This window comes from Streptomyces sp. NPDC043867, assembly GCF_056435845.1.
Map to the genome: position 1 here is coordinate 123,139 of NZ_JBWKDS010000025.1, position 12,252 is coordinate 135,390.

Genomic DNA, 12,252 nt, shown 5'->3' on the forward strand with positions numbered 1-12,252 from the left:
AGGGGATTGACGAGCTTGCTGACAAGCACTCTCATAAGACGTGACCGCCGGTAACGCTGGTGTGCCCGGCTCCTGTTCATCCGGTACGACGAGGTGGGAACAGTCATGACGACAGTCACGGAAGCCGATGTGCTGCGCGACGCGCTCGGCCTGCTCAAGGACCGGGAGCAGGTGGCCGAGCGCCTGCTCGACTCTTCCGCCAAGCACTCCTTCGACCCGGACGAGGAGCTGGACTGGGACGCCCCGTTCGAGCCGGGCAAGTGGTTCTGGCCCCCGGAGCTGGTGTCCCTCTACGACACCCCCTTGTGGAAGCGGATGAGCGAGGAGCAGCGCATCGCGCTCTCGCAGCACGAGGCCGCGGCCCTCGCCTCGCTCGGCATCTGGTTCGAGATCATCCTGATGCAGCTGCTGGTGCGGCACATCTACGACAAGGCGGCGACGAGCGCCCACGTGCGGTACGCGCTCACCGAGATCGAGGACGAGTGCCGCCACTCCAAGATGTTCGCGCGCCTGATCAGCCGGAGCGGGACGCCCCACTACCCGGTCAGCCGGGCGCACCAGAACCTGGGCCGGCTCTTCAAGACCGTCTCGACCACGCCCGGTTCCTTCACGGCCACCCTGCTCGGCGAGGAGGTGCTCGACTGGATGCAGCGGCTGACGTTCCCGGACGAGCGCGTGCAGACCCTGGTCCGCGGTGTGACGCGCATCCACGTCGTGGAGGAGGCCCGCCACGTCCGGTACGCCCGTGAGGAGCTGCGCCGCCAGATGATGACGGCGCCGCGCTGGTCGCAGGAGTTCACCCGGGTCACCTCCGGCGAGTTCGCCCGCGTCTTCTCGCAGGCCTTCATCAACCCCGAGGTCTACACGAACGTGGGTCTCGACCGGCGCGAGGCCGTCGCCCAGGTGAAGGCCAGCGGTCACCGCCGCGAGGTCATGCAGACCGGCTCCAAGCGCCTGACCGACTTCCTGGACGACATCGGAGTGCTGCGCGGGCCCGGACGCCGGCTGTGGAGGTCGTCGGGGCTGCTGGCGTAGCCGTGTCCGGGGAGCCGCGCCCCGCGGTCGCGGCGTGCCCGGGGGCGAACACGGTTACGCTGCCCGACATGACCCCGCAGGCCTCCACCCCCGCGTACCGCAGGCTGAGTGTCGAGGAGCGGCGCAGTCAGCTGCTCGACGCGGCGCTGTCCCTCTTCGCGCACCGCGCGCCGGAGGAGATCTCGCTCGACGACGTGGCGGAGGCGGCGGGGGTGTCGCGTCCGCTGGTCTACCGGTACTTCCCCGGCGGCAAACAGCAGCTGTACGAGGCCGCGCTGCGGTCCGCCGCCGAGGAGCTGGAGCAGTGCTTCGCGGAGCCGCCTCAAGGGCCGCTGACCCGGCGGCTGTCGCGGGCCCTCGACCGGTACCTCGCCTTCGTCGACCAGCACGACGCCGGATTCAGTGCCCTGCTCCAGGGCGGCAGCGTCGTCGAGACCTCGCGGACGACGGCCATCGTGGACGGGGTGCGGCGGGCCGCGGCCGAGCACATCCTCGCGCACCTGGACGTGGCGGATCCGGGGCCGCGGCTGCGCATGACCGTCCGGATGTGGATCACCTCGGTCGAGGCGGCCTCGCTGATCTGGCTCGACGAGGACAAGGAACCGCCGCTGGACGAGCTGCGCGACTCGCTCGTCGAGCAGTTCGTGGCCGTGCTCGCGGCGACCGCCGGCCGGGACCCGCAGGCCGCCGCCGTGGTGCGGGCGGCCCTCGCCATGGAGCCGGCGGACGGGCCCGTGGGCGCGCTGGTCCGGCGTGTGCTGCCCGTGGTCGGCGACGCGGCGCACCTGCTGTGACACTGGGGGCGTGAAGAGCGAAGACACCCCCTTCGAGGGCGGGCCCCTGGACGGCCGCGTCCTGCCCGTCCTGCTCGGCATGACCGGACACCCCCCGAAGGTGTACCGCGTCCCGGTGCCGGACGCCGCGGGGGGCCCGCCGACCGTCCTCGTCTACCGCCGCGTCCAACGCCCGCCCGGCGGACGGTTCGCCCTGCATCCGGGGTGGAAGTACGCGTACGACCCGGCGGGCGGGAAGGGCGGCGGCCTGAAGTGGCCGTGGTCCAAGCCGGCCCCCGCCCCGGACCTGGGCACCGGGAAGGGCACGGAGCACGGTGCCACGCCGACCGGCAAGCCGGACGACGCCGACGAGTGACCCCGTTGGGCCGAACCGCCCACCTTCCGCGCGCGGACCGCGCGCAGGCATCTGATCCTCACGGTGCGGGACGGAGACACCGCCCCCCCTCGGAGGTGATGACATGTCAGGAAGGCTTCTGCACCTGGTCTGTACGGCGGCGGTGGCGGCCGGAGCACTGTTCGCCCCCTCCCCCGCCCTGGCCGCACCCGGACCGGGCACCGGTTCCGCCGTCGCCGAGTCCGCGCCGGACGGCCGTTCCCTGGCCGCCCTGCTGACGGATCTTCAGAAGCTGTACCGGCAGGCCGAACAGGCCACCGAGACGTACAACGCGACCGAGGAGCGGCTGCGGGCGAAGCGGGCCGACGCCGCGAGGCTGGAGAAGGAGCTGGCCGGGGCGCGGCTCTCGTTGCACGACAGCCGGGGCGCCGCGGGACGGCTGGCCCGCCAGCAGTACCAGAACAGCAGCGAGATCTCCCCCTACGTACGGCTGCTGCTCTCCCGCGATCCGCAGCACGCGCTGGAAGAGGGGCACGTGATCGGGCAGCTGGCACGCCGGCGGGCGGAGACCGTCGGCCGGCTCACCGTCGACGAGAGGCGCAGGGACGCCCTGGCGAGGGCCGCGCGCAAGGCCCTGGACGACCAGCTCACCCTCACCGAGCGGCGCAGGAAGGACCGCGACAAGGTCAGGGGAAAGCTGGCGGAGGTCGAGGAGCTGCTCGCCTCGCTCAGCGCGGACCGGCTGGCGAAGCTGGCCGAGCTGGAGGAGACGGGGACGGCGAAGGCGCAGCGGACGTTCATGGCGTCGGGTGCGCTCAGCAGCGGGCGCACCCCGTCGCGGGAGGGCGGCGAGGCGCTCCGCTACGCCGTACGGCAGCTGGGCAAGCCGTACGCGTGGGGTGCCGAGGGCCCGGAGTCGTACGACTGCTCGGGACTGACCTCGCGGGCGTGGGAGCACGCCGGGCGGGCCGTGCCGCGCACCAGCCAGGAGCAGTGGGCCGAGCTGCCGCGGATCCCGCTGGCCGAGCTGCGCCCCGGCGACCTGGTGGTCTACTTCCCCGAGGCCACGCATGTCGCTCTCTACCTCGGCGACGGCATGGTGGTGCAGGCGCCGCGGCCCGGCGCGCGGATCAAGGTGTCGCCGATCGCGGCGAACCCGGTGCTGGGCGCCGTGCGGCCCGACCCCGGCGGGGAGCCCCTGCGGCGGTACACGCCGCCGGAGCCGCCCCGGGACGCCGGGGACGGGTCCGACGAGGGCTACTCCTTCGCGGAGCCGGTCACGGAGGCGAGGTAGACCTCGGTCTTGGCCGGCTCGAAGAAGAAGTTCTCGAAGTCCGCCGGGTCGTTGAAGCCGTTGGCGAACCGGTCGGCGACGGGCTGGAGCTGCCCGGCGGCGCCGATCAGGTTGAGGACGTGCTCCGGCGGGACCCCGAGCATGGCGTTGGTCCACTTGGTGACGTGCTGGGCGGTGTCCCAGTAGCGGTCGAAGGTGGCCTGCATCCAGGCCTCGTCGAAGGGCTGCTCGCCGCGCTCCAGGATGGAGGCGAGGTAGGCGGCGGCGCACTTGGACGCCGAGTTCGAGCCCTGGCCGGTGATCGGGTCGTTGGCCACGACCACGTCGGCGACGCCGAGGACCAGGCCGCCGCCGGGCAGCCGGCCGATCGGGTTGCGGACGGTCGGGGCGTAGCGGCCGGCGAGGGTGCCGTTCGCGTCGGTCAGCTCGACCTTGGTGGCCCGCGCGTACTCCCAGGGCGTGAACTTCTCCATGAGCTCCAGGGTCAGGGAGAGGTGCTCGGCGGGGTCCTTGACGCCGTTGAAGACGTCCAGCGGGCCGCCGGGTACGCCCTCCCAGAAGAGGATGTCGGCGCGGCCCGAGGTGGTGAACGTCGGCATGACGAAGAGCTCGCCGACGCCGGGGACCAGGTTGCAGCGGACCGCGTCGAAGTCGGGGTGCTCGGGGCGCGGACCCAGCCCGTGGACGTAGGCGACGGCGAGGGCGCGCTGCGGCTCGGTGTACGGGGAACGCGCGGCGTCGCGGCCGAACATGGAGACCAGCTCGCCCTTGCCGGCGGAGACCAGCACCAGGTCGTAGGTGCGGGAGAAGTAGTCGAGGTCGGAGACCGCCGCGCCGTGGATGACGAGCTGGCCGCCGCGCTGGGCGAACGTCTCCATCCAGCCGGCCATCTTGACGCGCTGGTCGACGGACTGGGCGTAGCCGTCCAGCTTGCCCACCCAGTCGATCGCGCGCTGGGTGGGGCCCGGGTCGTGCGATCCGGGCGCCGCCACCGAGACGCCGAGGCCCTCGATCTTCGGGGCCTGGGACTCCCAGAAGTTCAGCTGGAGGTCGCGTTCGTGCTGGAGTGCCGTGTCGAACATGCACTGCGTCGACATGACCCGGCCGGACCGGATCTCGTCCGCTGTCCGGTTGGACATCAGGGTGACCTCGTACCCGTGCGACTGGAGGCCGAGGGCGAGCTGGAGGCCGGACTGGCCGGCTCCGACGACGAGTATCTTCCGCATGCGGGTCCTTAACTGTGCAAGTGCGTACGACTTATTCGGGGGTGACGTCGAGTGCGTGGCCGACCAGGGCCAGCAGGGTCTCCACGACCGAGATCCGGCGCCGCGCGTCCATGATCATGACAGGTATGTGCGCGGGCACCGTCAGGGCCTCGCGCACGTCCTCCGGCTCGAACCGCTCGCTGCCGTCGAAGTGGTTCACGGCGACGACGTACGGCAGTCCGCAGCTCTCGAAGTAGTCGAGCGCCGGGAAGCAGTCCGTCAGGCGGCGGGTGTCGGCGAGGACCACCGCGCCGATCGCCCCGCGCACCAGGTCGTCCCACATGAACCAGAAGCGCTGCTGCCCCGGCGTGCCGAAGAGGTAGAGCACCAGGTCGTCGTCGAGCGTGATGCGCCCGAAGTCCATGGCCACCGTGGTGGTCAGCTTCTCCGGGGTCGCGCTGAGGTCGTCGGTGTCCTCGCTGGCCTGCGTCATCAGCGCCTCCGTCTGGAGGGGCGTGATCTCGGAGACCGCGGTGACGAGGGTGGTCTTGCCGACGCCGAAGCCGCCCGCCACCACGATCTTCGTGGCGATCGGGGCGCGCGTCCGGTCGGTCTGCCAGGCCTGGAGCTCCTCCTCGGGCTCGACGAGGCGGAAGACGTCGGTCTCGACGTCCGGGGAGACACCTGTGGTGGCGTCAGAGACGACGGAGTCCACTCAGCACCCTTTCCAGCAGTGCGCGGTCCGGCTGTCCCGGGCCGTGACCTGTTCCGTACACGCGAATCTTTCCCTGGTCCGCCAGGTCGCTCAGCAGCACGCGGACCACGCCGAGCGGCATCTTGAGCAGCGCGGCGATCTCGGCCACCGTCCGCATCCGGCGGCACAGTTCGACGATGGCCCGCATCTCGGGCATCACCCGGGTGGCGAGGGAGCCGTTCGTCAGTTCCCGGCGTTCCTCGGGTGCCTCCAGCGCCGCCACGAACGTCTCGACGAGCAGCACGTGCCCGAAGCGGGTACGGCCGCCGGTGAGGGAGTAGGGGCGCACGCGGGCGGGTTTGCGGTCGCCGCCGCGGACCGGAAGCCTGGTGGTACTCATCGGGCACTCCCCATCGACTCGGTCTCCAGGGATCGGCGCAACTCGGTGCGGAGTTCGGGGGTCAGCACGTGTCCGGCGCGGCCGACGAAGAGCGCCATGTGGTACGCCACCACGCTCATGTCGCAGTCCGGGGAGCCGTGTACTCCGAGCAGGGAGCCGTCGCTGATCGACATGACGAACAGGCTGCCCTCGTCCATGGCGACCATCGTCTGCTTGACCCCGCCGCCGTCCATCAGCTTGGCGGCGCCGATGGTCAGGCTGCCGATGCCGGAGACGATGGTGGCGAGGTCGGCGGCGGACCCCTTGGGGCCGCTGCTCCGCTCGGATGCCGTCCGGGCCTCCGCGTTCCTCCCGGGGTCGGAGGAGAGCAGCAGCAGGCCGTCGGAGGAGACGACCGCGACCGACAGCAGCCCCGGCACCTCCTCGACGAGGTTCGTCAGCAGCCAGTGCAGGTTGCGGGCCTCACTGCTCAGTCCGAAGGTACTGGGCGCGGTCAACTGCTTGCCTCCTCGACTGTGCCCCCCGTGGCTGGTACGTCGTGTGCCGCGGGTACGGCGTCCGCCTCGGGCGCCCTCGTCTGCGAGGTCTCCTCGGCGATCTCCGCCTCGACGTCGCGGCGGCCCTCCAGCGCACCGCGGTGGAATCCGCCGAGCCTGCGGCGCAGGGCGTCGGCGTCCACCCCTCCGGTGCGCTGCCTCGGGGCCGGCGCGGGTGCCGAGATCTTCGGCGTGCGCTTGGGCAGACCCTTGGCGGTGACCCGCTGCGGCTCGTCCGCGACACGGTCGTGGGTGTCGGGGCCGATGGCGTAGGGATCGGTGGTGGTCCGGGCGGGGAGGCCGGCGTCCGTGGGGGGCTCGGAGTCGGTCTCTGCCGTGGTCTCGGGCTCCGCCGCTGGGGCGGAGGCGGGGGGCTCGTCCGCCGGGGGTTCCGGCGCGAGCAGCTCCATCGTCGTCTCCGAGGGCCGCTCGGCCCGGGAGACGTTCTCGCCGTCGCGCGGGGCGTCACCGGCACCGGAGGCGTGCGGGGCGGCGTCGGCACCGGGGTCCCCCGACGCGTCACGGGTGCGGAACTCCGGCGTCGGCGCGTCGGCGCGCGGCTCCCGTACGCCCTCCCCGGTGCCGGGGGCGGGTACGGCGGCGTGGTCGGCGCCGGGGGCCCGTACGGCCTCGTCCGTGCCGGGCTCCCGTGCGGCCGGGTCGGCGCGGTGCGCTCGGGTGGCCTCGGTGCTGCCGGTCTCTTGCACCGACCCGTCGGGCGCCGCGTGGGCGCGTACCGCCTGTTCGGCCGCGGCTATGAGCGGGTCCCCGGCGGTGGGGGCGCCGGAGGGCTCCGCAGGGCCGGGTGTCGCGGTGGGCGCGGCGGCCGAACGGCCGTGCAGGACGTTGGAGTTGGCCTCGGCGTCGACGCCCGGCAGGGACAGCGCGGGGGCACCGCCGAGGGCCGGCGCGGACGCGGTCCCGGCGGGTGCGGCGGCGGCCGGCGCGGCGGCCAGCAGCGCCTTGGGCAGCACCACGACCGCGGCGACGCCGCCCTGCTTCTGCTCGCGCAGGTGCACGCGCACGCCGTGGCGGTGGGCGAGCCGGGCCACCACGTACAGACCGAGCCCGAGGCCCTCGCCGCTCTCCTCGTCGTAGGCGTCGTCCGGATCGAAGTCGGCGAGCCGGGAGTTGAGCTGCTCCATCCGCTCGGTGGTCATGCCGATGCCCTCGTCCTGGACGGAGAGCATCACCTCGCCGCTCTCCAGGAGCCAGCCGGAGACCTCGACCGCCATGTCGGGCGGGGAGAACGACGTGGCGTTCTCCAGCAGTTCGGCCACCAGGTGGCTCAGGTCGTCCGCGGCGAAGCCCGCCAGGTGCGCGTGCGGCGGCAGCGCGGCGATCCGCACCCGCTCGTACCGCTCGATCTCGCTGACCGAGGCCCGCACGACGTCGACCAGCGGGACCGGGCCCGCGTGCTGCTGGATGTGCTCCGCGCCGGCGAGGACCAGCAGGTTCTCGCTGTGCCGCCGCATCACGGTGGCGAAGTGGTCGAGCTTGAAGAGGGTGGAGAGGCGCTCGGGGTCCTGCTCGCGCTCCTCGAGCTTCTCGATGACGGCGAGCTGCCGCTCGACGAGGCCGAGGGTGCGCAGCGCCAGGTTGACGAACGTGCCGTGGATGCTGTGCCGCACCTGCTCCAGGTGGGCGGTGGCCGCGGCGAGTTCCGTGCGCAGCTGGGCGCGCTCGTCGGCCATCGTCTGGCGCTGGCCGATGAGGTGCTTGCGGTCGGCCTCGAGGGTGGCCTGCCGTTCGTGGAGCGCCGCCGCGTGCGCGCGCAGCGTGTTGACGGACCGGACGACCTGCGCGAACTCGTCGTTGCGGCCGGTGAACTTGACCGGTTCCTCGGTGGCCGGGTCGGCGGCCACCCGGGCCGAGCCGATCCGCAGGACCGCCAGCGGGCGGGTCAGCGTGCGGGCCATGGCCGTGCTGACGCCGACGGCGACCAGCAGCAGCGCGCCGAGGAGGGCGACGCGCAGTTCGAGGCCGGTCACGTCGTCGTCGCGCAGCTGGGCGAGTTCCTTCGTGCGGCGGTCGTTGAGCGAGGCCTCCACGCCGCGCATCAGCTCGACGCGGGCGGAGAGGGCGGCGTCCAGCTTCTTGACGCTCGTGCCGAGTTCGTCGTCGGAGAGCGTCGGCTGGTCGGTGAGGGTGGCCAGGTACTTGTCGGCCGAGGTGACGTCGGGTCCGTTGACCGTGGAGTCGTACGAGGCCCGGGCGGCCTTGGGCGCGGTGTCGCGGAAGTCGGAGAGGGCCGCGTCGGAGCGCAGGCGGGCCTGCTGGGCGGCGGCGCTGAGCGCCTCACGCTGCTTGGCGTCGGCGTCCGACGAGTTCTCCGAGGTGGTCGGCAGTCCGGTGACCGGGTCGATGGAGGTCCGCGTGGAGCGGGGGACGGCCAGCGCCGCGAGAAGCAGCCCGCGGGTGGACGCGGCCTGCTGGACGGCGGTGTCCAGTTCGGCGAGGGCGTACGCGCCGGAACCCGCGCGGGGCGGCAGCAGCTGCGCCAGTTCCTCGGCGAGGCCGTGCAGTTCGGTGATGGCCTCGGAGTACGCCTGGTGGGCTTCGAGAGCGGTGCTCTTGCCGGTGAGCGCCGCCCGGCGCACGGCCGCGACGGCGTCGAGGTCCTTGCGCAGTCCGGCGGGGGCGTCGGCGTCCGCGCGCAGCTCCTCGACCTGCCGGTCCACCCGGGCGCTGCGCTGCTCGGAGGGCGCCCTGGTCTTGGGGCGGCCGGCGGCGATGTACGGGACGACCTCGTCCCGTTCGTCGGCCAGCGAGTGCGCGAGGGTGAGCGCCTCCTGCGTCTGCCGCGCGAACGTCACCAGGTCCTGGGAGTCGCTCAGTTGGCCGGAGGCGGCGAGGACCGTCGGGGCGGCCGCGCCCGCGATGGCCGCCGCGACGACGGCCACGGCGACGATGAGCCGGTTGCGTACGTGGGCGGGAGCGCCCCTGCCCGCGGAGTCGGCGGCGGCGTCGCCGGTCGCACCCTCCTTGGAGGCCGTCTGCTTGGCTGTGCGCCGAGGCCGCATTTTCTGCACCGGTGCTCGCATTCCTGTACTCGTGTACCCATGGGCCCGGGTGACGTTCCGTCAACTGGGGCGTCCGCCGCCCGGTACGGCTCCCGACCCTCCCAGTGCCGGTGGGCAGTGGTCCCGCATCTTCCGAGCCGCCACCCGAAGGAGTGAACATCGGCGAGGAGTTGGCGGGCAAGTTCCCGCGGCGCTTGCCACGGGCCCGCACGGCGGGCCGGTTGGACGTCGGCGACGCGCTTTGGCAGTATTCGCCGCCACGCTTCGCCGGAGTCGATCATTACATGCCAAACAGGGCGCCTGACCTGCCCGTCGACGCCCGCGCGGCAGTCGGCGCCGCGTCTCGTACGCGGTGTGAAGGGCTCGTGCAGACTGGCTGGATGCGCACTGAACTCGTCACGCGGCCCGGCGACCCGGACCGCCTCAATGAGGACTTCGCCGCGGTCGGTCTTCCGGCCTCGGGACAGGGCGGTTCCCTGGTCGTGCTGGACGGGGTGACGCCCCCGAGGGGCGACGCCGGATGCCGGCATTCGGTCCCCTGGTTCACCGCGCGTCTGGGTGGCGCACTGACCGAACTGTCCGTTTCGCAGCCCGATATGACGCTGACGGAGGTGCTGGCGCGGGCGATCCGCCGCACGGCCGCCGCCCATGCCGACACGTGTGACCTTTCTCACCCGCGCACGCCGCAGGCAACCGTCGTCCTCGCGCGCTGGTCCGCGGACACGGTCGAGTACCTGGTCCTCTCGGACTCGGCGCTGCTGATCCAGGACTCCACGGGCGGGGTGACGGCTGTCCTGGACGACCGGCTGTCCCGGATCCCGACGGCGTCCCTGGCCACGGACGCCGTCGCGGACGCGACGGTCCGCAACAAGGAGGGCGGCTTCTTCACCGCGGCGGCCGACGCCTCGGTGGGCCGGCGGGCGGTGACCGGCACGCTGCCCCGCGCGGACGTCCGCGCCCTGGCCGCCCTCACGGACGGGGCGACCCGCTGGACGGACCGCTTCCATCAGGGCGACTGGGCCGACCTGTTCACCCTCGTCCGCAAGGAGGGTGCCGCGTCCCTCGTCGACCGGATACGGGTACTGGAGTCGGCGGACGCGGTGGAGCGGACGCGGCTGCGCCGGGGCAAGACGCACGACGACGCGACGGTGGTGTACGTGGAGCTCTAGCGTGTTCAGGCACTTCACGCGACCCGGCGAGCGCGGGTCGTCGCGTCCCGGAGCTACCCGCCCTCCACCCCGCGGTTCAACTGGTGGAGCAGCCGGGCCAGTTCCGCAACCTCGCGGGGGTCCCAGCCGGAGAGCTGGCGGACGTAGCGGGCCCGCCGCGCCTCCCGTACCGCCCGGAAGCGCACCCGCCCCTCCTCCGTGAGGTGGACCAGCCAGGCCCGGCCGTCCGCCGGGTCGGGCTCGCGGGCGACGAGGCCGAGGTCCTCGAGGGCGCGCAGCTGGCGGGACATCGTGGCCTTCCCGACCCCGATGTAGGCGGCTAGTTCGGTGGCCCGCTGCCGGCCGCACTCCTCAAGCCGGACGAGAAGTCCGTACGCGGAGGACTCCAGGTCGGGGTGGACCTCCCGGGCCATCTCCCCCGAGGAGGCCCGGGCGCGCCGCAGGAACACCGTCAACTCCCTTTCCAGCGCCGGGAATTCCTGGTCCACACCATTTCCCGACGCGGTGGATTCGACGCGATGCCCGTCGTCGTTCCCGTGCTCGTGCACGTCAGCACCCCTGACCCGGTTTCCCGATCCTGAAAGTTTCCGCCAAAAGTGGCCGTTGCCGCAGCTCCGCCAGTATTTCGCAGGAGTAGACCAACGGCAGCCTCCGGCGCCTCTTCCCAGCCGCACTTCTACGTGCGTAGCTTCTTTAGGAGGCAATTACTGGCATGCCCACGCCACTGACCGGCCGGCGACGGCCCGTCCTCCCCCGGAGTGCGTGCGCCTGCCGGCGTTCTCCCGCTTTCCCCCACCGAGCATCACCGCGCACCACCGAACCCCTCGGAGGCACGCCATGCCCGAGCACAGATGCGGAACAGCCCGACCGTCGCGCTCCCCCAGGCGACTCCCCACGGCCGGGATCCTGCTCGCCGCGCTCTCCCTCCTGTTCAGCCTTCCGGCGGCCCTCGCCCAGGCCGCCGGCACACCCGCCCGCGGCTCCGCCCACATGGGCATGGGCGTCCTCGCGCACGACGGCCGGGGCGGGACGCCGTCCACCGGTGACGCCGCCCAGACCGAGGGCGTCGACGTCAGCAGCCACCAGGGCAACGTCGCCTGGTCGACCCTGTGGAACAGCGGCGTCCGCTGGGCCTACACCAAGGCGACGGAGGGGACGTACTACACGAACCCCTACTTCGCCCAGCAGTACGACGGCGCCTACAACGTCGGCATGATCCGCGGTTCGTACCACTTCGCGACCCCCGACACCACCGGCGGAGCCGCCCAGGCCAACTACTTCGTGGACCACGGAGGCGGCTGGTCCCGGGACGGCAGGACACTGCCGGGCGCCCTCGACATCGAGTGGAACCCGTACGGAGCGGCCTGCTACGGCAAGACGCAGAGCGCGATGGTCACCTGGATCCGGGACTTCCTGAACCAGTACCGGGCGCGCACCGGCCGCGACGCGGTGATCTACACGGCCACCACCTGGTGGACCCAGTGCACCGGCAACTACGGCGGCTTCGCGGCGGCCAACCCGCTGTGGATCGCCCGCTACGACACCGATCCGGGCACACTGCCCGCCGGCTGGGGCTTCTACACGATGTGGCAGTACACGTCCTCGGGCCCGACGGTCGGCGACCACGACAAGTTCAACGGCGCCCTCGACCGCGTGACGGCACTCGCCAACGGCTAGGGCCTGTCGTTTGGATCATGCCGGCGTCGCGGGGTCCGGCACGCACATCTGCGGCGTTGTCGTCGGTCGCCGACGCTCCGCGTCGACTCCC

Annotated in this window: 12 protein-coding genes; 6 read left to right on the forward strand and 6 right to left on the reverse strand. The window is 72.6% G+C overall.

All coding sequences use genetic code 11. The annotated features are described in order from the left end of the window. Window positions 1-105 precede the first annotated feature (105 nt). From AC069T_RS24425 to AC069T_RS24440, 4 genes are all read left to right on the forward strand, one after another. Window positions 106-1,035, forward strand: coding sequence for an AurF N-oxygenase family protein (locus tag AC069T_RS24425; RefSeq protein WP_478784737.1), 930 nt, complete (start codon window positions 106-108; stop codon window positions 1,033-1,035). Between the two features lie 68 nt (window positions 1,036-1,103). Next, the gene (locus AC069T_RS24430; RefSeq protein ID WP_478784738.1) at window positions 1,104-1,829 is read left to right on the forward strand and encodes a TetR/AcrR family transcriptional regulator; all 726 of its coding nucleotides are present in this window, start codon (window positions 1,104-1,106) and stop codon (window positions 1,827-1,829) included. Window positions 1,830-1,839: 10 nt separating this feature from the next. Then, a complete protein-coding gene (locus AC069T_RS24435) occupies window positions 1,840-2,184 on the forward strand; it encodes a hypothetical protein (RefSeq protein ID WP_478784739.1) in 345 nt (114 codons plus the stop codon). Between the two features lie 103 nt (window positions 2,185-2,287). After that, window positions 2,288-3,457, forward strand: a complete 1,170-nt coding sequence (locus AC069T_RS24440; protein WP_478784740.1) for a C40 family peptidase — start codon at window positions 2,288-2,290, stop codon at window positions 3,455-3,457. Here the strand turns inward: AC069T_RS24440 and AC069T_RS24445 are convergent. The 5 genes from AC069T_RS24445 to AC069T_RS24465 are packed head-to-tail and all read right to left on the reverse strand — an operon-like array spanning window position 3,421 to window position 9,324. Beyond that, the gene (locus AC069T_RS24445; protein ID WP_478784741.1) at window positions 3,421-4,683 is read right to left on the reverse strand and encodes a styrene monooxygenase/indole monooxygenase family protein; all 1,263 of its coding nucleotides are present in this window, start codon (window positions 4,681-4,683) and stop codon (window positions 3,421-3,423) included. The two genes, AC069T_RS24440 and AC069T_RS24445, sit on opposite strands and share 37 nt — an antisense overlap. A gap of 31 nt (window positions 4,684-4,714) precedes the next feature. Then, window positions 4,715-5,377, reverse strand: a complete 663-nt coding sequence (locus tag AC069T_RS24450) for a GTP-binding protein (RefSeq protein WP_478784742.1) — start codon at window positions 5,375-5,377, stop codon at window positions 4,715-4,717. Beyond that, window positions 5,358-5,756, reverse strand: a complete 399-nt coding sequence (locus tag AC069T_RS24455; protein WP_478784743.1) for a DUF742 domain-containing protein — start codon at window positions 5,754-5,756, stop codon at window positions 5,358-5,360. The genes AC069T_RS24450 and AC069T_RS24455 overlap by 20 nt, the downstream gene beginning before the upstream one ends. Continuing rightward, complete coding sequence (locus AC069T_RS24460) at window positions 5,753-6,253, reverse strand: roadblock/LC7 domain-containing protein (protein ID WP_478784744.1); 501 nt, start codon at window positions 6,251-6,253, stop codon at window positions 5,753-5,755. The genes AC069T_RS24455 and AC069T_RS24460 overlap by 4 nt, the downstream gene beginning before the upstream one ends. Then, complete coding sequence (locus AC069T_RS24465) at window positions 6,250-9,324, reverse strand: sensor histidine kinase (RefSeq protein ID WP_478784745.1); 3,075 nt, start codon at window positions 9,322-9,324, stop codon at window positions 6,250-6,252. Before AC069T_RS24465 ends, AC069T_RS24460 begins: the two co-directional genes overlap by 4 nt. 371 nt (window positions 9,325-9,695) lie before the next feature. Between AC069T_RS24465 and AC069T_RS24470 the strand changes: the two genes are divergently transcribed. Next, on the forward strand, window positions 9,696-10,484 hold the full coding sequence (locus AC069T_RS24470) for a protein phosphatase 2C domain-containing protein (protein ID WP_478784746.1): 789 nt from the start codon (window positions 9,696-9,698) through the stop codon (window positions 10,482-10,484). Window positions 10,485-10,537: 53 nt separating this feature from the next. On the opposite strand, the gene AC069T_RS24475 is transcribed toward AC069T_RS24470, so the two are convergent. After that, the gene (locus AC069T_RS24475; protein WP_478784747.1) at window positions 10,538-11,032 is read right to left on the reverse strand and encodes a MarR family winged helix-turn-helix transcriptional regulator; all 495 of its coding nucleotides are present in this window, start codon (window positions 11,030-11,032) and stop codon (window positions 10,538-10,540) included. A 289-nt stretch (window positions 11,033-11,321) separates the two neighbouring features. Here AC069T_RS24475 and AC069T_RS24480 point away from each other — a divergent pair, with 289 nt between their 5' ends. After that, entirely contained in the window at window positions 11,322-12,161 is an 840-nt protein-coding gene (locus tag AC069T_RS24480; protein ID WP_478784748.1) for a lysozyme, read from the forward strand. Window positions 12,162-12,252 lie beyond the last annotated feature (91 nt).